Source organism: Marmoricola sp. URHB0036 (assembly GCF_000426045.1).
Classification (GTDB): domain Bacteria; phylum Actinomycetota; class Actinomycetes; order Propionibacteriales; family Nocardioidaceae; genus Marmoricola.
Window position 1 is genome coordinate 19,024 of record NZ_AUEP01000009.1, and the last position, 18,778, is coordinate 37,801.

Annotated in this window: 18 protein-coding genes; 6 read left to right on the top strand and 12 right to left on the bottom strand. The window is 70.1% G+C overall.

Annotation, left to right across the window (positions count from 1 at the left end; genetic code table 11):
• Window position 1 precedes the first annotated feature (1 nt).
• Both H976_RS0110960 and H976_RS0110965 read left to right on the top strand, forming a co-directional pair.
• Window positions 2-1,162, top strand: a complete 1,161-nt coding sequence (locus H976_RS0110960) for a pyridoxal phosphate-dependent aminotransferase (protein WP_027861583.1) — start codon at window positions 2-4, stop codon at window positions 1,160-1,162.
• Window positions 1,162-1,734 (top strand): GNAT family N-acetyltransferase, encoded by a 573-nt coding sequence (locus H976_RS0110965; RefSeq protein ID WP_036225934.1) that lies wholly within the window; start codon window positions 1,162-1,164, stop codon window positions 1,732-1,734. The genes H976_RS0110960 and H976_RS0110965 overlap by 1 nt, the downstream gene beginning before the upstream one ends.
• On the opposite strand, the gene H976_RS25760 is transcribed toward H976_RS0110965, so the two are convergent.
• Window positions 1,700-2,323: a TetR/AcrR family transcriptional regulator gene (locus H976_RS25760; protein WP_051276695.1), complete on the bottom strand. Its 624-nt coding sequence runs from the start codon at window positions 2,321-2,323 to the stop codon at window positions 1,700-1,702. The two genes, H976_RS0110965 and H976_RS25760, sit on opposite strands and share 35 nt — an antisense overlap.
• A gap of 52 nt (window positions 2,324-2,375) precedes the next feature.
• Here H976_RS25760 and H976_RS0110975 point away from each other — a divergent pair, with 52 nt between their 5' ends.
• Window positions 2,376-3,626 carry a cytochrome P450 gene (locus H976_RS0110975; protein ID WP_027861585.1) on the top strand — a complete coding sequence of 417 codons (1,251 nt, stop codon included), beginning with the start codon at window positions 2,376-2,378 and terminating at the stop codon, window positions 3,624-3,626.
• A 33-nt stretch (window positions 3,627-3,659) separates the two neighbouring features.
• On the opposite strand, the gene H976_RS0110980 is transcribed toward H976_RS0110975, so the two are convergent.
• Window positions 3,660-4,427, bottom strand: coding sequence for a class I SAM-dependent methyltransferase (locus H976_RS0110980; protein ID WP_027861586.1), 768 nt, complete (start codon window positions 4,425-4,427; stop codon window positions 3,660-3,662).
• A gap of 269 nt (window positions 4,428-4,696) precedes the next feature.
• Here H976_RS0110980 and H976_RS25765 point away from each other — a divergent pair, with 269 nt between their 5' ends.
• The 3 genes from H976_RS25765 (at window position 4,697) to H976_RS0111000 (ending at window position 6,840) form a co-directional block, all read left to right on the top strand.
• Window positions 4,697-5,101 (top strand): response regulator transcription factor, encoded by a 405-nt coding sequence (locus H976_RS25765; protein ID WP_036226000.1) that lies wholly within the window; start codon window positions 4,697-4,699, stop codon window positions 5,099-5,101.
• A 270-nt stretch (window positions 5,102-5,371) separates the two neighbouring features.
• Window positions 5,372-5,956 carry a carboxymuconolactone decarboxylase family protein gene (locus tag H976_RS0110995; protein ID WP_027861587.1) on the top strand — a complete coding sequence of 195 codons (585 nt, stop codon included), beginning with the start codon at window positions 5,372-5,374 and terminating at the stop codon, window positions 5,954-5,956.
• Complete coding sequence (locus tag H976_RS0111000; RefSeq protein ID WP_369759021.1) at window positions 5,953-6,840, top strand: RNA polymerase sigma-70 factor; 888 nt, start codon at window positions 5,953-5,955, stop codon at window positions 6,838-6,840. The genes H976_RS0110995 and H976_RS0111000 overlap by 4 nt, the downstream gene beginning before the upstream one ends.
• 128 nt (window positions 6,841-6,968) lie before the next feature.
• Here H976_RS0111000 and H976_RS0111005 read toward each other — a convergent pair whose 3' ends face one another.
• From H976_RS0111005 to H976_RS0111050, 10 genes are all read right to left on the bottom strand, one after another.
• A complete protein-coding gene (locus H976_RS0111005) occupies window positions 6,969-7,715 on the bottom strand; it encodes an enoyl-CoA hydratase-related protein (protein WP_027861589.1) in 747 nt (248 codons plus the stop codon).
• Between the two features lie 22 nt (window positions 7,716-7,737).
• Window positions 7,738-8,898, bottom strand: a complete 1,161-nt coding sequence (locus tag H976_RS0111010; RefSeq protein ID WP_027861590.1) for an acyl-CoA dehydrogenase family protein — start codon at window positions 8,896-8,898, stop codon at window positions 7,738-7,740.
• Window positions 8,895-10,856 carry a biotin carboxylase N-terminal domain-containing protein gene (locus H976_RS0111015; RefSeq protein ID WP_027861591.1) on the bottom strand — a complete coding sequence of 654 codons (1,962 nt, stop codon included), beginning with the start codon at window positions 10,854-10,856 and terminating at the stop codon, window positions 8,895-8,897. Before H976_RS0111015 ends, H976_RS0111010 begins: the two co-directional genes overlap by 4 nt.
• Window positions 10,857-10,858: 2 nt before the next feature.
• A complete protein-coding gene (locus tag H976_RS0111020; protein ID WP_027861592.1) occupies window positions 10,859-12,472 on the bottom strand; it encodes an acyl-CoA carboxylase subunit beta in 1,614 nt (537 codons plus the stop codon).
• The gene (locus H976_RS0111025) at window positions 12,469-12,921 is read right to left on the bottom strand and encodes an SRPBCC family protein (protein ID WP_027861593.1); all 453 of its coding nucleotides are present in this window, start codon (window positions 12,919-12,921) and stop codon (window positions 12,469-12,471) included. Before H976_RS0111025 ends, H976_RS0111020 begins: the two co-directional genes overlap by 4 nt.
• The gene (locus H976_RS0111030; protein ID WP_027861594.1) at window positions 12,918-14,069 is read right to left on the bottom strand and encodes an acyl-CoA dehydrogenase family protein; all 1,152 of its coding nucleotides are present in this window, start codon (window positions 14,067-14,069) and stop codon (window positions 12,918-12,920) included. Before H976_RS0111030 ends, H976_RS0111025 begins: the two co-directional genes overlap by 4 nt.
• 97 nt (window positions 14,070-14,166) lie before the next feature.
• Window positions 14,167-15,885: an acyclic terpene utilization AtuA family protein gene (locus H976_RS0111035; RefSeq protein ID WP_027861595.1), complete on the bottom strand. Its 1,719-nt coding sequence runs from the start codon at window positions 15,883-15,885 to the stop codon at window positions 14,167-14,169.
• Window positions 15,882-16,667, bottom strand: a complete 786-nt coding sequence (locus H976_RS0111040; protein WP_027861596.1) for a TIGR03084 family metal-binding protein — start codon at window positions 16,665-16,667, stop codon at window positions 15,882-15,884. The genes H976_RS0111035 and H976_RS0111040 overlap by 4 nt, the downstream gene beginning before the upstream one ends.
• Window positions 16,664-17,278 carry a TetR family transcriptional regulator gene (locus H976_RS0111045; protein WP_027861597.1) on the bottom strand — a complete coding sequence of 205 codons (615 nt, stop codon included), beginning with the start codon at window positions 17,276-17,278 and terminating at the stop codon, window positions 16,664-16,666. Before H976_RS0111045 ends, H976_RS0111040 begins: the two co-directional genes overlap by 4 nt.
• 57 nt (window positions 17,279-17,335) lie before the next feature.
• Window positions 17,336-18,748: a signal peptidase I gene (locus H976_RS0111050; RefSeq protein WP_027861598.1), complete on the bottom strand. Its 1,413-nt coding sequence runs from the start codon at window positions 18,746-18,748 to the stop codon at window positions 17,336-17,338.
• Window positions 18,749-18,778: the final 30 nt, after the last annotated feature.

An 18,778-nucleotide genomic window follows, 5' to 3' on the forward strand; every position in this document is an offset into this window, starting at 1 on the left:
GATGAACGACCGGATGCAGGTGGCGCAGCGGGCCAACGTGCCTCCCTTCCACGTGATGGACCTGCTGGCGGCCGCGCAGCGGCGACAGCTCTCGCACGGCGATCTGGTGAACTTCGTCGCCGGGCAGCCCTCGACCGGTGCGCCGAAGGCGGTCCGGGCCGAGGCCAAGCGGCTGCTCGACGAGGAGGTGCTCGGCTACACCGTCGCGACCGGCGTGCCCGGGCTGCGCGAGTCGGTGGCCGCCCACCACCGTCGTACGTCGGGCATCGACGTCTCCCTCGACGACGTGGTGATCACGACGGGCTCGTCGGGCGGGTTCCTCCTCGCCTTCCTCGCCGCCTTCGAGGCCGGCGACCGCGTGGTGATGGCCCGACCCGGCTATGCCTGCTACCGCAACGTGCTCACCGCCCTGGGCTGCGAGGTCGTCGAGATCGACTGCGGTCCGGAGACGCGCTTCCAGCCGACCGTCGAGCAGCTCTCGCAGATCGAGGGGATGGTGCACGGCCTGGTGCTCGCCTCGCCGGCCAACCCCACCGGGACGATGGTGCCGCCCGAGGAGCTGGCGTCGATCGCCCGGTGGTGCGAGGACAACCTGGTCCGGCTGGTCAGCGACGAGATCTACCACGGGATCAGCTACGGCGTGGAGACCTCCAGCGCCTGGGAGACCTCCCGGACGGGGGTGGTGTTCGGGTCGTTCTCGAAGTACTTCTCGATGACCGGCTGGCGGCTCGGCTGGATGCTGGTGCCGGAGGACCTCCGCCGACCGGTCGATGTGTTGACCGGCAACTTCACCATCTGCCCACCGGTGCTCAGCCAGTACGCCGCCATCGCCGCCTTCACCCCGGAGTCGTACGCCGAGCTCGACGGTCACGTCGAGCGCTACGCCACCAACCGCGCGCTGCTGCTCGACGGTCTCCCCCGCCTCGGCATCGACCGGCTGGCCCCTGCGGACGGTGCGTTCTACGTGTACGCCGACATCGGCCACCTCACCGACGACTCCCACGCCTGGTGCCTGCACCTGCTCGACGAGACCGGCGTCGCCACCGCGCCCGGGATCGACTTCGACACCCGCCGGGGCAATGAGTTCGTCCGGCTCTCCTTCGCCGGGAGCACCGACGAGATCACCGCCGGGCTCGACCGGCTCGGCGACTGGCTGGGCTGATGCCGTCCGCTCCCTGGGTGGTCGAGCCGCTGACGGCGGAGAGCTGGCCGGCGTTCGAGGCGCTGCTCTCGGAGAGTGGCGCGGGCGCACGGTGCTGGTGCATGTACTGGCGGATCGGATCCGACTACCGCCGCCGGCCGGCCGACGAGAACCGGGCAGACCTTCATCGGATCGTGGAGCACGGGAGCTCGCCGGGACTGCTCGCGATGGAGGGCGCCGAAGCAGTCGGGTGGTGCCAGATCACCCCACGCGCCGACGTGCCTGCCCTCGACCGACCGTGGCGCCTCAAGCCCGTGGACCAGATCCCGGTGTGGTCGATCAGCTGCTTCTACGTCCGGCGCAGCCACCGTCGCAGCGGCGTGACCGAGGCACTGATCGACGCCGCGGTCGCCGCCGCTCGCAAGGCTGGAGCGCCCGCGGTCGAGGCCTACCCGCTCGACGGCGAGCTCTCGCCGAGCGCGACCAGCACGGGCTATGCGTCCACTTTCGAGCGCGCGGGGTTCACCGAAGTGGAGCGTCGTTCGCCGGAGCGGCCGATCATGCGCCTGTGGCTCGGCTCGACCGCGCCGTGAGGGCACCGGCGAGCACGTCGACGAGGTGGTCGACGTAGCGGTCGTGCGCCATCCGCTGACGCTCGCCCGACTCGACCGAGCGTGCCCGCGCAGCCAGGGCACCGGTCAGGAACGTGACCATCAGCGCAACGCGCTCGCGGGCCAGCGGCATGCCGACCCGCTCCCCCAGTCTCCTCGTCAGGGCCTCGAGCTGGGTGCCGATGACGGTGCCGCGGATGGGCGCCGCCTGGTGCCCGGAGCCGACACCGGACCAGTCGGCGAGCTGCTCGGTGATCCGCAGGAAGTCGCGGCCGTCCTCCTCACTCAGCAAGGCAGCAGTGGGGGCGACGATGGCGTCGACCAGTGCGCGCAGGCCCTCGTCCCTCGCGGGCAGCACCCGGCGCGCGTCCATCGCTGCCACGTGCTTGGCCACGATGGCGTCGAGCAGGCCCTGCCGCGACCCGAAGTGGTAGCCGACCGCCGAGTCGTTGGCCTGTCCCGCGTCGCGCACCACGTCGCTCATCCGCGCCCCGGTCACGCCGTGCCGGGCGAACCGTTGCTCACCCGCGCGCAGCAACCGGGCGCGGGTGACGGTTGCATCACGGGCCATGACAACGCAGACTAACGTGCACTGTTAATAACGGACCTTGTTAAGTGAGCCCATGTCGCCTTCGATGTTCGATCCGCTGGACCCCGCCTTCGTCGCCGACCCCTATCCCGGCTACGCGGAGCTGCGCGACCACGACCCGGTGCACCACCACCCGGCTGACCATCGTGCTCCTGCCTTCTGGGCACTGTCCCGTTTCGAGCACGTGTGGGACGCCGTACGGCGCCCCGAGGTCTTCTCCTCCGCCTCGGGACTGACCTTCTTCCGCGACGAGATCGGCCAGCTCGGGCTGCCGCCGACGATCGTGATGCTCGACCCGCCGGTGCAGACGCGGTTGCGTGCGCTGATCGGCCGGGCCTTCACGCCTAGGCACGTGACGCGGCTCGAGGACGGCATCCGGGCGTTCGTGCGGAGCCGGATCGACGAGATGACTCAGCGTGCCTCGGACGGGGAGGTGGTGGACCTGCACGCGGAGTACTCCGCCGCCCTACCGACGTGGGTGCTGGCCGAGCTGTTCGGCCTCCCGGTGTCGGACCGCGAGCGGTTTGGTCCCTGGGTGCAGACGCTCACGAGGCTGCAGAACGGCGGCTTCGACGCCAACGCGCTCGTCGGCGACGCCGACACGAACTCCGACGCAACGGCCGGGGTGCAGGTGATCGGGGAGATGTTCGAGTACTTCACCGCCGCCATCGCCGCCGCCCGTGCCGACCCGGGCGACGACCTGCTCGGTCGCCTGGTCACGGCCGAGATCGACGGCGAGACGCTGGACGACTGGGACATCCTCGGCTTCTGCTTCGTCGTCGTCGCCGGGGGCGCCGACACCACTGCCGGACTGATCTCGCACACCGTGCTGCTCACCGGCGAGCAGATGAACCAGCGAGAGTTGATCCTGGCCGAGCCCGACCTGCTCCCGGGCGCCCTGGTCGAGTGCCTGCGCTACGAGTCGTCGGTGCAGGCCCTCGCGCGGACGACGCTGTCGGACGTCGAGGTCGGCGGTGTCGAGATCCCGTCCGGGGAGAAGGTGCTGATGCTCTACGGCTCGGCCAACCGGGACCCGCGGGAGTACGGCGAGACGGCCGACCGGCTCGACGTACGCCGCGAGGTGGGCCGACACCTGGCCTTCAGCAGCGGTCCGCACTTCTGCATCGGCAACCACCTCGCCCGGTTGCAGGCCAGGGTGGCCGTCGAGGAGCTGTTCGCCGCACACCCCCACGTCACGGTCGATCCGGCGGCCGGCGTACGTCATGAGTCGGCGTTCGTGCGTGGCTGGGTGTCGCTGCCGGCGCAGGGACTCACCGGCAGCTGAGCCAGACGCCTCAACCGGGCAGGTGTCGCGTCGTCACGAACGCTCAGCCACCCAGAGCTCCTCGGCTGGCCAGCGGCTGGCCCAGTCCTTCGACACGATCTCGTAGAAGGAGTGGTCGTTGCTGTCCGCTGGCGCATAGAGCTCGTGCATGGCCACGACCTCGAAGCCGGCCGTGCGAAGCAACCGCACCCAGTCCCCGTGCGAGGGATGGAACTCCACCCCACCGCCGGACCAGCTCACCCGGTAGGCCTCGCGCTGGCCGCGCAGCAGCCGGTCACCGGCGAGGCCCTCGTCGGCAGGGACGCACAGCGCGGACAGGTGACTGTTGGTCAGAAAGACCAGACGTCCCCCGGGCCGCAGCATCCGTGCGGCTTCGGGTAGCCATCGCTCTGGATCGCACCACGCGGCGGCTCCGTGCTCGCTCACCACCAGGTCGTAGCGACCGCTGGCAAGCGGAACCTGCTCCCCGTCCCCCTGGATCAACGGAAAGGTCGGCCCGACCTGGGTCTGCATCCTGCGTGCCGTCATCAGCTGTTCGTGCGAGAAGTCCACGGCCACCGGGTTGGCACCGGCGCGGGCCAACCACGCCGAGAAGTAGGCAGTGCCGCACGCCAGCTCCACGACGTCAAGACCATGGACCCGGCCCAGGACTCCGATGTCCGGTTCGGGGACCGCGAAGATCCCCCAGACCGGATCCGGCCGGGACCACATGTCCTCGGCTGCCGCGTCGGTGAACCGCTCGTTCACCACCGCCCAGAGCGCCCTGTTCCGCGCCTTGTCGGAACCTTGGACCTCGGCCATCTGACCATGCTAGGGCTGCCGGCGGCGGGGCCGTCTCGACCAGCCGAACGAGCCCGAGGCGCACGGCGCACCTCATGACGAGCACCCGACGCTCCCGGCACAGAGGCTTCTTGGCCCCTTCCCAGTTCGTGTTCAGTCCCGGTGGCTACGGTTCTGTCGAGAGCCAGCTGGTCGTGACCCGAGACCCGATCCGCTGGCTCTCACTCATGTCCGCACACGCCGCTGCCCAGGTTGACGTGTCCCCGCAGCGTTGCCCAGAGGCCCCCCCCGTGAACCGCAAGACGCCCACGCCCGTCCGCGCAGTCGTCGTCGACGACGTCGACGACATGCGCCAGCTCTTGCGTCTGCTCCTGGAGCGGGACGGCCACTTCACCGTCGTGGCCGAGGCCGACAACGGCCAGTCCGGCGTGACGGCAGTCCTTGCCCACCGTCCCGATCTCGTGTTGCTCGACGTCACGATGCCGGTCATGGACGGGCTCCGAGCCCTGAAACTCATCCGTAGCCAGGTGCCTTCAGCGGTGGTGGTGATGCTGTCGTCCTGGGACACATCGAGCCGCGAGGCCAGGACGTGCACGGCCCTGGGCGCTCACGGATATCTACGCAAGGACGAGTACCTCCACGAGGTACCCGACGAGCTGCGCGCGATCCTGCACGCCGCCCATCGCTCGCACTGAGCGGCAAGGCGCATCGCTCTTGAAGGCAAGGAAGTTACTTCTTCCTGTTCAGGAAGGCAGTCATCGCCCCGCGGGCCTCGTCGGAGCCGAACAAGCGCGCGCTGCGGCCGGCGTACGTCATGAGTCGGCGTTCGTGCGTGGCTGGGTGTCGCTGCCGGCGCAGGGACTCACCGGCCGTTGACCCTGGGCGTCCCCTCGCCACAGCTTGATGTCACAGATCGGTCGTGGTCGGCGTCTGTATGTCGTATCACGCTCTCAGAGGAGGATGACATGACCGGTATCACGAGGATCCCCGCCGCCGAGATCACTGGCTTCAAGGGCGCGCTGCTCAAGCGGTTCGCGAAGAAGACCCTCGGTCAGGTGCCGAGCTCGCTCGGTGTCTATTGGCACAACCAGAAGGTGCTGATGAGCATGGCCACTGCGGGCAGCAAGGTCCAGAAGTGGGACGCCTGCGACGAGCAGCTCAAGTCGTTCGCGCACATGGCGGTCGCCTCGCAGGTGGGCTGCAGCTGGTGCCTGGACTTCAACTACTTCGAGGCGCACAACAAGAACCTCGACATGGACAAGGCCCGCGAGGTTCCGCGGTGGCGCGAGTCGGCTGCCTTCTCCTCCCTCGAGAGGGACGTCCTCGAGTACGCCGAGGCGATGACGGTCACACCCCCGACGGTGACCGACGAGATGGTGGCGGGGCTGCGCCACCAGCTGGGCGACGCGGCGCTCGTCGAGCTCTCGGCGGTGGTCGCGTTCGCCAACTTCACCACCCGTCCCAACATCGCGATGGGCATCGAGTCCGACGGGTTCGCCGCCGCGTGCGGCCTCAAGCCGCTCGCGCAACCGTCCGCCGTAGGGTCGTGAGCGTGTCGGACGCTCCGTTCGTCGCTCACCGCGGCCTGCTGTTCACCGTCGCCTACGAGATGCTCGGCTCAGCGGCTGATGCCGAGGACGTCCTGCAGGAGGCCTGGCTGCGGTGGGACTCGATGGGCGAGGCGGCACGCGACGAGGTCCGCGACCCACGCGCCTTCGTGGTGCGGATGGTGACGCGCAAAGCGCTCGATCGGCTGCGGGCCAACGCGCGCCGTCGCGAGGAGTACGTCGGCGAGTGGCTGCCCGAGCCGGTGCTGACCACCCCGGACGTGGCCGACGACGTCGAGCTCGCCGAGAGTGTGTCGTTCGCGATGCTGACCGTGCTCGAGACGCTCACGCCCACAGAACGTGCGGTGTTCGTGCTGCGTGAGGTGTTCGACATGCCGTACGCCGAGATCGCCGAGGCCATCGAGAAGTCAACGGCCGCCGTACGCCAAATCGGGCACCGGGCGCGGGAGCACGTGGCCGCGCGGCGTCCGCGGATGGAGGTCAGCGCCACGGAGCAGCAGGCCGTCGTGGACCGCTTTCTCGCCGCCGTCAACGGTGGGGACCTGCAGGCACTGATGGAGGTGCTCGCTCCGGACGTCGTGCTCGTCGCCGACGGCGGCGGGGTCGCCCAGGCTGTCGTCAGACCGGTCGTCGGCGCCAAGAAGGTCGCCAACCTGCTCCGGCCGTTCCCCCGGTTCGCCCCAGCCGCCGAGATCCTGCCGATGCTGCTCAACGGCGCGGTCGGCGCCCGGGTCATCGGGGTCGACGACGGGTACGACACCGCCCTGAGCTTCGTGGTCGAGGACGGACGGATCACCCGGATCTACGCCGTCCGTAACCCGGCCAAGCTCGGCGGGATCGACAGCGAGGCGACGCTCAGCCGCTAGGGGGACCGCACACCGGTAGGTGCGGATGGGCCTGCTCAGCTCTTCGCCGGTGAGTCGTCCGAAGCCGCGTCCTGCCGCGCTACGTAGACCTTCCACCTGGCAGGTCTACAGAGCGCTCGAACCTCTTCCTACTTCTTCCTGTTCAGGAAGGCCGTCATCGCCTCGCGGGCCTCGTCGGAGCCGAACAGGCGGGCGCTGAGTGCGGCCATGTCGTCGGCCTGGGAGTCGATCCGGGCGACAAGCTCGCGGGCCAGGAGTGCCTTGGTCTCGCGCAGGCCCTGGGGGTGGGCCTTCTTCAGCTCCGTGCAGACCTCGATGACGACATCGTCGAGCTCCTCGGCGGGGACCGCGCGGGTGACCAGCCCCATCGTGGCGGCTTCCGCGGCGTCGAAGGTACGGCCGGTCAGGAAGGTCTCGGCGGCCGCCCGGCTGGTCAGCCGTGGCACGACCGTCAGGGAGATGACTGCGGGCGCGAGGGCGAGCCGGCTCTCGGTGAAGGCGAAGGTGACGTCGTCGCTGCACACCACGATGTCGCTGGCGGCGACGATGCCGAGGCCGCCGGCGCGGACCGGTCCGGCCAGTCGGGTGACCACCGGCCGGGAGTGGGTGACCAGCCGACGCTGCAGCTCGACCAGAGCCCTGGTGCCCTCGTCCATGCCGCCGTCGGCTGCTTCGCTGAGGTCGGCACCCGAGCAGAACACCCGGTCGGCCGAGCGGATGAGTACGACGCGCGCATCCTGCTCCGCCTCGGTCCGGTCGAGCGCGTCGAACAGCTCGGTCACCAAGCGTCGCGAGAGCGCGTTGCGGTTGTGCGGGGAGTCGAGAGTGATCGAGGCGACCCCGTCGGTGAGGCCGAAGTGCACCAGCTCGGTCATGCGGTTCCTTCCAGACGAGTGATCAGTATGACTTCGGCAGACCCAGGGAGTGCATGCCGACGAAGTTGAGGATCATCTCCCGGCTGACCGGGGCGATCCGGCCGGCGCGGGCGGCGACGAGGAGTCCGGCCACGCCGTACTCCTGGGTGATGCCGTTGCCGCCGTGGCTCTGTACGGCGCGGTCGGCCGCGTCGCAGGCGGCCTCGGCAGCGGCGTACTTGGCCATGTTGGCCGCCTCGCCGGCGCCCATGTCGTCGCCCTCCTCGTAGAGGGCCGCTGCCTTCTGGGTCATCAGCCGGGCCAGCTCGATCTCGATCTTCGACTGCGCCAGCGGGTGTGCGATGCCCTGGTGGGAGCCGATCGGGGCGCCCCAGACCTCGCGGCCCTTGACGTAGTCCGTGGCCCGGTCGAGCGCGTAGCGGGCGAGCCCGGTCGAGAACGACGCGGCCATGATCCGCTCCGGGTTGAGGCCGGCGAAGAGCTGCACGAGGCCGCCGTCCTCGTCACCGACCAGCGCGTCGGCGGGCAGGCGCACGTCGTCGATGAACACCTGGAACTGCAGCTCGGGGCTGACGATCTCCATCGGGATCGGGGTGAAGGAGAGGCCCGGGGCGTCGGTGGGTACGACGAACAGGCACGGCTTGAGCTTGCCGGTCCTGGCGTCCTCGGTGCGCGAGACGACCAGCACGTTCTTGCTCTCGTCGACACCGGAGATGTAGATCTTCTGCCCCTTGAGCAGCCACCCGTCGCCGTCACGTCGCGCGGTGGTGGTGATGTTGTGCGAGTTGGTGCCGGCGTCGGGCTCGGTGATCGCGAACGCCATCGTCTCGGTGCCGTCGCAGATGCCCGGCAACCAGCGACGCTTCTGCTCCTCGGTGCCGTAGCGGCTGATCACGGTCCCGCAGATCGCGGGCGAGACGACCATCATCAGCAGCGGGCAGCCCTGCGCGGCCAGCTCCTCGCAGACGGCCGCGACGTCACCGATACCGCCGCCACCGCCGCCGTACTCCTCGGGGATGTTGATGCCGAGGTAGCCCGCCTTGCCGATCGCCAGCCACAGGTCCGTGGTCTTCTCGCCGGCTCGGGCCTGGCGCGTGAAGTACTCGCGACCGTACGTCGAGGCCAGCTTGGCCACCTCGCGGCGCAGGGTCTGGCGCTCCTCGGACTCGGTGAAGCTGCTCATGACTCTTCTCCTTCGTTGTCGCTCACCACGGCCAGGACATCTCCCGCCGCCACCTGCTGGCCCACGGCGACGAGGTCGGTGACGACTCCGCCAGTGGGCGCGTTGATCGTGTGCTGCATCTTCATCGCCTCGAGCACCAGCACCGGCTGCCCGGCGGTGACCTCGGCTCCGTCCTCGACGGGTACGCCGATCACGGTGCCCGGCATCGGCGCGAGCAGGGATCCCTGCGCGACGACGTCGGCGGGGTCGACGAAGCGGGGTACGACGCGCAGCTGCGCGGAGCCGACCGGAGCGTCGACCGCGACCGCGTCGCCGGGGCCGATGGCGACGTGGAACCGGACCCTGATGGAGTCGACCTCGAGCACGACCTCGCTCGGCGAGGCTGACAGCACCCGCACGTCGTCCGACGTGGAGGCATAGCCGTCGCGACCGCCGTGCCACTCGACGACGTGCTCGGTGTCCCCGGCGGCGAGCACGGTGCGCTGTGGCTGGGAGACCACGTTGCGCCACCCGACAGGAACCCCCTGCTGCACCCGTCGACGCAACCGGTCTCGCTCGGCGAGCGCGATGGCCGCGGCGAACAACAGGTGCGGGTCCGGATCTCCCGGTGCGCTCGACTCGATGACCGCTGTCCGGTCGAAGAAGTCGGTGCTCACCTCGCCCGACAGGAAGGTGTCGTGCCGGAGGATCTCGACCAGCAGGTCGCGGTTGGTGACCAGGCCGTGCAGCTGTGCCTTGGCAAGGGCGTCGGCCAGCTTGCGAGCCGCCTCCTGGCGCGACGGGGCCCAGGCGATCACCTTGGCCAGCATCGCGTCGTAGTGCGTCGAGACCTCGCTGCCCGACTCGAAGCCGGAGTCGACGCGCAGGCCGGGGCGGTTGAGCAGGTCGAACTCTCCGGAGACACCCGGGACCTCGAACCGCGTCAGCACGCCGCTCTGCGGCTGCCAGTCGTGGGCCGGGTCCTCGGCGTACAGCCGCACCTCGACCGCGTGCCCGTAGGTCTCGCCGATCACGCGCAGGTCGAGCGGCCGTCCCTCGGCCACGGTGAGCTGCGCCTCGACCAGGTCGACGCCGTGCACCAGCTCGGTGACGGGGTGCTCGACCTGGAGCCGGGTGTTCATCTCCAGGAAGAAGAAGCGCTCGGTCTCGGCGTCGTAGAGGAACTCGACCGTTCCCGCGCCGCGGTAGTCGATGGCGGCAGCCGCGGCTCGTGCCGCCTCGTGCAGGGCCGCACGGGTCTGGTCGGCGAGGTTGGGCGCCGGCGCCTCCTCGACCACCTTCTGGTGACGGCGCTGGATCGAGCAGTCGCGCTCACCGAGGACGAGGACGCCGTCGCGGTGGCCCAGCACCTGTACCTCGACATGGCGGCCGTGCTCGACGTACGGCTCGATGAAGACGGTGCCGTCACCGAACGCCGACTGGGCCTCGGACTCTGCCTTGGCCACCTCGCCGGGCAGGTCGGCGAGGGTGCGTACGACGCGCATGCCGCGTCCGCCTCCGCCCGCCGATGCCTTCACCAGCAGTGGCAGGTCTTTCTCTCTCGCGGTCTCGACGCTGTGGTTGGTCAGCACCGGTACGCCGGCGGCCTCCATCAGCTTCTTCGACGCGATCTTCGAGCCCATCTGCTCGATCGACTCGGGCGCCGGTCCGACCCAGGTGATGCCGGCGGCGATGACGGCGCGCGCGAAGTCGGCGTTCTCGGAGAGGAAGCCGTAGCCGGGATGGATCGCGTCGGCGCCGGTCCTGCGGGCGGCCTCGAGCACCAGGTCGGCACGGAGGTAGGTCTCGGCCGGTGTGCTGCCGGAGAGTGCGTACGCCGCGTCGGCCTCGCGCACGAACGGCAGACCGGCATCGGCGTCGGAGTGGATCGCGACCGTCTCGATGCCGAGCCGACGGCAGGTCGCGAACACGCGCCGGGCGATCTCGCCACGGTTGGCAACGAGGAGTCTCTTGATCATCGTCATGTCCTGAACACCCCGAAGCGGCTGGTGCCCTCGACCTGGCGATTGGCGGTGATCACCGAGAGGCAGATGGCGAGGATGGTCCGGGTGTCGCGCGGGTCGATCACGCCGTCGTCGTACAGCATCCCGGAGAGGAAGAACGGCAGGCTCTGCTCCTCGACACTGGCCTCGACGAACTCACGCATGCCCTTGTCGGCCTCGTCGTCGTACTCCTTGCCCTTGGCCTCGGCCGCCGCCCTTGCCACGATGCTGAGCACCCCGGCCAGCTGTGCTGGACCCATCACGGCCGACTTGGCGCTCGGCCAGGTGAACAGGAAGCGCGGGTCGAAGGCGCGGCCGTTCATGCCGTAGTTACCGGCGCCGTACGACGCCCCCATGATGATCGAGAGGTGCGGGACGGTGCTGTTGCTGACGGCGTTGATCATCTGGGCGCCGTGCTTGATGATCCCGCCCTGCTCGTACTCCTTGCCGACCATGTAGCCGGTGGTGTTGTGCAGGAAGAGGAGGGGTACGTCGATCTGGTTGGCCAGCTGGATGAACTGGGTCGCCTTCTGCGCCTCCTCGGAGAACAGCACGCCCTGGGCGTTGGCGAGGATGCCGACCTGGTGGCCGTGCAGCTTCGCCCAACCGGTGACCAGCGAGGGACCGTAGAGCGGCTTGAACTCGTCGAACACCGCGCCGTTGTCCTCCGAGACCCCGTCGCAGATCAGCGCGATCACCTCGCGCGGGTCGAACGGCTCCTTGAGGTCGGTGGGGATCAGGTCGAGCAGGGTCTCGACGTCGCCCGCCGGCTCGGCGAAGAGGGGCGCGCTTGCGTCATACGAATCGTGGCCTCTAGGCCTCAATTCGTATGACGCACGGGGCTTCTGGCGGTTGAGTCGGGCCACGATCCGGCGACCGATCCGCAGGGCGTCGTACTCGTCCACGGCGAGGTAGTCGGCGAGACCCGAGGTGCGCGCGTGCATCTCCGCGCCACCGAGCGACTCGTCGTCGGACTCCTCACCAGTGGCCATCTTCACCAGCGGCGGGCCACCGAGGAACACCTTGGCCTGCTCCTTCACCATCACGGTGTAGTCGCTCATGCCCGGGACGTAGGCGCCGCCGGCCGTGGAGTTGCCGAAGACCAGCGCGATCGTCGGGACCTTGGCCGCCGAGGAGCGGGTGATGTCACGGAACAGCTTGCCGCCGGGGATGAAGATCTCCTTCTGCGTCGGCAGGTCCGCTCCCCCGGACTCGACGAGCGCGACCGTCGGCAGCCGGTTCTCCTCGGCGATCTGGGAGGCGCGGAAGATCTTCTTCACCGTCCACGGGTTGCTGGCGCCACCCTTCACTGACGGGTCGTTGGCGGTGATCATGCACTCGACGCCCTCGATCACGCCGATGCCGGTGACCACGCTCGCACCGACGGTGAAGTCGGAGCCCCATCCCGCCAGTGGCGACAGCTCGAGGAAGGCGCTGCCGGGGTCGATGAGCAGCTCGATCCGCTCGCGCGGCATCAGCTTGCCGCGCGCGTGGTGGCGTTCGACGTACTTCTCCCCGCCGCCCGCGACCGCCTTGGCGTGCTCGGTCTCGAGGTCGGCCAGCTTCTCCAGCATCGCTTCGCGGTTGCTCATCGCTCGACCACCTCCTTCATCCGTTCGAGGGTGGTGCGCATGCCCTTGGCGTTGGTGCGTCCGCGCAACGGGCCGAGCAGCATCCAGTAGAGCCGCATGGGCAGCGAGGGCTCGAGGCGGAAGTACTCCGTGACGAGGGTGCCTCCGTCCTGCGGCTCGAGCCGGTAGCCCCAGTTGTTGACCTTGACGTCGTCGGTGCCGACCGCGAACTCGAAGAGCCGCTCGGGCTCACAGGCCGTGACGGTGCAGGCCGACCAGTACGTCGGACCGACTCCGTTGCGCTTCACGTGGCCCTTGAACTTCGCGCCGACGGCCGGCCCGTCGTACCCACGGCGCCAGCGGGCCTCGAAGGTCTCCGGCGAGAACTCGCCGATGCGGGTGACGTCGCTGACGAGGTCCCACACCTTCGCGGGCGGAGCCTCCATCCAGACCGAGACGTGGCCCTTCACGGCGTGTATCCCAACAGTCGTGCGGACAGGTCGGTGAGCACTTCGGTCGCTCCTCCTCCGATGCCGAGGATGCGGGCGTCGCGGTAGTGCCGCTCCACCTCGGTCCCGTGCATGTAGCCGGTGCCGCCGTGCAGCTGCACGGCCTGGTCGACGACGTGGTCGCACGCCTCGACTGCGGTCTGCTTGGCCAGGCAGGCTTCGGCAATCACGTTCTCTCCCTGGACATGGCGAGCGGCGATCTCGCGCGTGTAGACCCGCGCCGCCTCGACCCGCCTGTGCATGTCGACGAGCTTGTGCTGCACCACCTGGTTGGCGATCAGCGGTTTGCCGAACGTCTCGCGCTCCCGGCAATAGGCGGCGGTCAGCGCAAGCGACCGGGCGGCGATGCCGTAGGCGTGCACGGCCAGGGCGATCCGCTCGACCACGAACTGCTCGGCGATCAGGTAGAAGCCGCTGTTCTCCTCGCCGACCAGGTTGGCCACCGGGACGCGCGCATCGACGTAGGACAGCTCGGCGGTGTCGGAGCAGTGCCAGCCCATCTTGGCCAGCGACCGGTCGACGGTGAAGCCGGACGTGCCCTTCTCCACGACGAGGAGGCTGACCCCGCGATGGCCCCCTTGAGTGGCGGAGTCGCCGGTGCGCACGGCCGTGGTGACGAAGTCCGCGCGGACACCGCTGGTGATGAAGGTCTTGGCGCCGTTGACGACGTAGCAGTCCCCGTCGCGTACGGCGGTCGTGGTGATGCCGGCGACGTCGGACCCACCCCCGGGCTCGGTGATCGCGAGCGAGCCGATCTTCTCCCCGGCCAACGTCGGCCGCACGAACGCGTCGATCTGGTCGGGCGTGCCGTGCGCCGCCATGTGGGGTAGCGCGATCCCGCCGGTGAACAGTGCGGCCGCCAGACCGGAGGACCCGCCCGCCTCGAAGAACGCCTCCTGCAGCGCCACCGAGTCGAGCAGCGTCCCGCCCTGCCCGCCGACCTCCTCGGGGAAGGACACCCCGAGCAGCCCGGCTTTGGCGGCGGCAAGGTGGAGCGAGCGCGGGACCTCGCAGTCGTCCTCCCACTCCTGGAGGTGCGGCTCCACCTCCCGGCGTACGAACGCGCGGGTGGAGTCCTGCAGAGCCAGCTGCTCCGGCGTCCAGGTCATCGGTGGACCCCACTCTTCGGGCAGTGCATGCTCCTTTGGGGTGTTGCAACGCCCCAATCGACCATGAGTACCCGGTTAGCCGGGGATTCCTGCAGCCTCACAGCAGCTCCTCCGGGATGTTCACGAGCCGCGAGCGCAACCACTCGCCGAGACCCTTGGCCTGCGGGTCGAACCGGGTGCTGGCTGCCACGCCGTCGCCGAGCAGTCCGTGGACCAGCACGTTCACACCGTGCAGGTTGGTCAGCTCGAAGACCTCGATGTCGAGGTCCTTGGCCTCCGGCAGCAGGGTGCGGAGATGGTCGACGGTGACGAACTGACGCAGCCACTGCGAGCGCTCGGTCTGCCTCTCGCCGGCCCGCACCCAGAGGCCGACGTTGGCGTCACCACCCTTGTCACCCGAGCGCGCGTGCACGAAGGTGCCGAGCGGGACGCGCCGGGTGATGGCGTCGTCGGCGATGCCGGGGATCGAGTCGGTGCTGGCGGGGTCGTGCTTCGTCTCCGGCTCGGGTTGCCGTGCCACCTGCGGGTCCTGCACCACCTCGCTGCTCCCGTCGGGCAGGTGCACGGTGTGCTCGACGACGTCGCGGTCGACGTACGCCGGCCGGTAGATGCCGTACGGCGACGGGGCTCCGGGAGGAGCCGTCAACGTGAACCCGGGGTACGACGCGAGGGCGAGCTCGATCGCAGCAGCAGTGAACGGCTTGCCGACCGCAGCGGCGTTGTCGTCCTTGACGACGCAGCGCAGCAGCACGGATGCCCCCTCCTCGCTCTCGGAGTCGGGCGCCGGCGGCTGGCCCATCGACCACGTCACCGACGCAGCCTGGATGCGGCCGCCGAGCTGGGCGCGCAGCCAGGCGGCCTTCTCCTCGAGGTCGAGGCCGGTGAGCACGAACTCCAGCTGGTTGCGGAAACCGCCGAGCTCGTTGACGCAGACCTTGAGCTGGTGGGGCGGAGCCAGGCCGCGGGTGCCGGAGACACGCACCCGGTCAGGACCGTCGGGAGCGAGCTCGATGGTGGAGAGGTCGACGGTGACGTCCGGGCCGAGGTAGTGGGTCGACTGCACCTCGTACATCAGCTGCGCGGTGACCGTGTCGACCGAGACCAGACCCCCCGTGCCGTCGTGCTTGGTGATGACGCTGCTGCCGTCGGCGGAGATCTCGGCGATCGGGAAGCCCAGTGGGTGCGCATCACGTGGCAGGTCCAGGAAGCCGGAGAAGTTGCCACCGGTGGCCTGGGTGCCGCACTCGATGACGTGGCCGGCCACCACGGCGCCGGCCAGCTCGTCGTACTGCTCCGGTGCCCAGCCGAACTTCCAGATCGCCGGTCCGACGACGACCGAGGCGTCGGTGACCCGACCGGTCACCACGATGTCGGCGCCGGCCTCGAGCGCGCGGGCGATGCCGAACGCGCCGAGGTAGGCGTTGGCGGTCAACGCCCCGCCGAAGCCGAGCTCGGCGGCGCGCGGCGCGAGGTTGTCGCCGTCGACCCAGGCGATCCTCGGGGAGAGGCCCTGCTCCTCGGCCACTTCCTGCAGCTTGTCCACCAGCCCGGCGGGGTTGAGCCCGCCGGCGTTGGCGACGATGCGCACCCCCTTCTCCAGCGCCGTGCCGAGGCACTCGCCGACCTGGGTGACGAAGGTGCGGGCGTAGCCGAGCGAGGGGTCCTTGAGCTGGTCCTTGCCGAGGATCAGCATGGTCAGCTCGGCGAGGTAGTCGCCGGTCACGACGTCGACCCCACCCTCGACCATCTCCCGCATGGCGGAGAGGCGGTCGCCGTAGAAGCCGCTGCAGTTGCCGATCCTGAGCGTGTCGCTCATGCCGGTCCACGTCCCTGGCCGGGAGGACCGGCGAAGGCCTGCGCGATGTCCAGCCACTGGTTCGCGTCGGGACCGGTGGCGACGAGGTCGAGGTCGTCGCGGTGGCGGCGCTGGGTGACCCGCAGACAGAAGTCGTACGCCGACCCGCGCACCGACTGTGCTGCGTCGACCGGACCCCACTCCCACAGCTCTCCCGACGGCGCGGTGAGCTCGATCCGGAACTCCTCGGTCGGCGGCGGCAACGCGTGCACCCCGAACGCGAAGTTGCGGGTGCGCACGCCGAGATGGGCGACGTGCCGGATCCGGTCGGTCGGCTCGGGCTCGATCCCCAGCGCCTCGGCCACGTCGAGCGAGTGCGCCCAGGTCTCCATGAACCGGGCCGTGCCCATCGAGGTCGGGCTCATCGGCGGTCCGAACCACGGCATCTTCTGGCCGGTGGGAAAGCCGCGCAGCGCCTCCTGCAACGCGGGGCGCGCGCGGCGCCAGCGTGCGAGCAGGTCGGCCGGGTCGGCCTTCGCGCCCTCGAGCGCCTGCTGGTCGACGAAGCCGTCGGGGTCCCCGATCGCGGCGAGGACGAGCTCGTCCCAGGCCTGCTTGTCGGTGGCCGCGACGACGGCCACCTCGTCGGTCCAGGCGAGGTGCGCGACCTGGGTGGCAATCGTCCAGCCGGCTGCCGGGGTCGGCGTACGCCAGGCCGCGTCGTCGAGCGGCGCCACCATGGTCTCGAGTGCGGCGCCCTCGGCGTCGAGGTCGCGGAGCACCTGGTCGAGAAGGTCGGTCATGCCTGCAGCTCCCTGTCCAGGGTGTGCGCCCAGGCCGAGAGGATGCGGTCGCGGCGGGCGGTGTCGTCGGTGATCGTGTTGGCCAGGCCGAGCCCGCGGACGAGGTCGAGCGTGGCCTGCACGAGCTCGCGCACCCGCGGCCGGCTCTCGTCCACACCCAGCGCCTCGATCGCGATCCGGTGCGCCTCGCGGCCCACCCGCTGCTCCAGGGGTACGACGGCCGCGTGCAGCGCCTCGTCGGTGCGCGCGGCGACCCAGAGCTCGAGGGCAGCGGTGAACACCGGGCTGGTGAAGTGGTCGGCGAACATCTCGAGCACAGCACGCGTGCGGCGCCTGCCCTGGGGCAGATGGCGAGCCGCCTCGCGCAGCTCCTCCCCCCGTCGCTCGGTGAGGTGCTCGACCGCGGCGAGGACGAGGTCGTCCTTGGTCGGGAAGTGGTGCAGCTGGGCGCCGCGGCTGACGCCGGCCCGCTGGGAGACGAGCGTGGTCGACGTACCGCTCCAGCCGTGCTCCACCAGGCACTCGACCGTGGCCTCGAGGAGCCGCTGCCGCATCACGCGGGTGCGTTCCTCCTGCGGCACCCGGGCCGGGGAGACCTTGGCGCTGGTCACCCCTGCATCGTTACCGGTCAGCAACAAACAGTCAAGCCTGACTTTTATTCTGGGTGGTCAGCTGGCGTAGTGAGCGGTCACGCGCTGGGCGGTCAGCGTGGTGCCGTAGACCGCCACCTCGTCGAGGTCGCCGCGGAAGTACTGGTCCGGGGTGCCGGGCCAGTTGCCGCTCCACTGCGCCTGGCCGGCGCGCCAGTTGCCCGAGGTCGTCGCCGTCACGCCGGTCGCTGACTGGGCGACCAGGGCGCCGTCGACGTAGAGCTTCGCGCGGACCGATCCCGAGCCGGCGTTGGTGTACACGACGTGGTGCCACGAGCCGTCGTTGAGCGCCGTCGTGCTGGTCACCAGGGCGGTGCCGTTGCGGCCGAAGCGCACCTTGCCGTCGGCGCCCATGTAGAGCGAGCGCTCCGGGCCGGTGCCGGTGATCAAGGAGACCAGTCCACCGCCGGTGCTCCTGGTGGTCTTCAACCACGTCTCGACCGAGAAGGCAGTGCCGCTGGAGAGGGAGGTCGGCTGGTTGACGTAGCCGCCGTCCACGCCCAGCGCGGTCTCGGAGCTCTGCCGGGCGATCGCTCCGCTCTTGCCCCACGTGTAGGTGCCGGTCACCTGACCGGTCCGGCCGTTCTTGGCGTCGGCCGCAGATGTTCCACTGCTCTCGCCCAGGCGCCAGTAGAACTGGGGGGAGTCGGCAAGCACCGAGTCGGAGTAGCCGCCGAACGAGGCGGCCGCCGACCAGACGCTGGCGGGGTTGGCGGCGACCCGCTTGAACGCGGCCTCGGCCGGGCCGGTGGCGGCTCCGACGACCATGGCGGCGACGGCGACGGTCGCGGCGGCGCGGCGCGAACGCGCGTAGCGGCGGGTCACGCCGGAGGGACCGTTCTGGTCGTCGCCGTCGGTGTCCTCGGGCTTGCGGGAGCCGGGCAGGACGGTGACCATGCACCAGCCGAGGAAGAGTGTGGTGGCGCCCAGGGCGAGCCAGTTCTGCTCGGCCATCCAGTACGCCGGTCGACCCACGTAGGGGACCCGGACGACGCCGAGGCCCAGCACGTTCTCGTTGGAGATGTGGCTCGAGTCGGCCTGCGGGTTGGCGTCACCCTTGGTGACGATCGTGCCGTCGGAGGCACGGCGCAGCACCCGGTGGGTGCGCGTCTTGGCGGGGTGGTCGGGGTCCTTGACGGTGATGACCTGCCCCTTGGTCACGCTCGCACCGGGAACGGTACGGGTGACGACGATGTCGCCCACGTGGATCCTCGGCTCCATCGAGCCGGAGAGGATGACGCGGGGGGTCCAGCCGGCCAGTAGTGGCAGCACGGACCAGATCACGAGCGCGACGACCATCGCCAGCGAGGCGCGGGCCACGGTGACTCGCAGCACCCGGCCCCAGCCCGGCGCCACGGCCTCCGGAGCAGGAGCAGCGGGTGCTGCGGCCTGGTCCGGCGCCGGGCGCTGGGCTGGGACGTGGATGTTCATCTGCGAAATGACGTCTCTCGTGTGTAGCGG

Excerpts from the sequence above, each read along its gene's own strand:
- H976_RS0110960 (WP_027861583.1), top strand. The coding sequence starts at position 2 with ATGAACGACCGGATGCAGGTGGCGCAGCGGGCCAACGTGCCTCCCTTC.
- H976_RS0110965 (WP_036225934.1), top strand. The coding sequence starts at position 1,162 with ATGCCGTCCGCTCCCTGGGTGGTCGAGCCGCTGACGGCGGAGAGCTGG.
- H976_RS25760 (WP_051276695.1), bottom strand. The coding sequence starts at position 2,323 with ATGGCCCGTGATGCAACCGTCACCCGCGCCCGGTTGCTGCGCGCGGGT.
- H976_RS0110975 (WP_027861585.1), top strand. The coding sequence starts at position 2,376 with ATGTCGCCTTCGATGTTCGATCCGCTGGACCCCGCCTTCGTCGCCGAC.
- H976_RS0110980 (WP_027861586.1), bottom strand. The coding sequence starts at position 4,427 with ATGGCCGAGGTCCAAGGTTCCGACAAGGCGCGGAACAGGGCGCTCTGG.
- H976_RS0110995 (WP_027861587.1), top strand. The coding sequence starts at position 5,372 with ATGACCGGTATCACGAGGATCCCCGCCGCCGAGATCACTGGCTTCAAG.
- H976_RS0111005 (WP_027861589.1), bottom strand. The coding sequence starts at position 7,715 with ATGACCGAGCTGGTGCACTTCGGCCTCACCGACGGGGTCGCCTCGATC.
- H976_RS0111010 (WP_027861590.1), bottom strand. The coding sequence starts at position 8,898 with ATGAGCAGCTTCACCGAGTCCGAGGAGCGCCAGACCCTGCGCCGCGAG.
- H976_RS0111015 (WP_027861591.1), bottom strand. The coding sequence starts at position 10,856 with ATGATCAAGAGACTCCTCGTTGCCAACCGTGGCGAGATCGCCCGGCGC.
- H976_RS0111020 (WP_027861592.1), bottom strand. The coding sequence starts at position 12,472 with ATGAGCAACCGCGAAGCGATGCTGGAGAAGCTGGCCGACCTCGAGACC.
- H976_RS0111030 (WP_027861594.1), bottom strand. The coding sequence starts at position 14,069 with ATGACCTGGACGCCGGAGCAGCTGGCTCTGCAGGACTCCACCCGCGCG.
- H976_RS0111035 (WP_027861595.1), bottom strand. The coding sequence starts at position 15,885 with ATGAGCGACACGCTCAGGATCGGCAACTGCAGCGGCTTCTACGGCGAC.
- H976_RS0111040 (WP_027861596.1), bottom strand. The coding sequence starts at position 16,667 with ATGACCGACCTTCTCGACCAGGTGCTCCGCGACCTCGACGCCGAGGGC.
- H976_RS0111050 (WP_027861598.1), bottom strand. The coding sequence starts at position 18,748 with ATGAACATCCACGTCCCAGCCCAGCGCCCGGCGCCGGACCAGGCCGCA.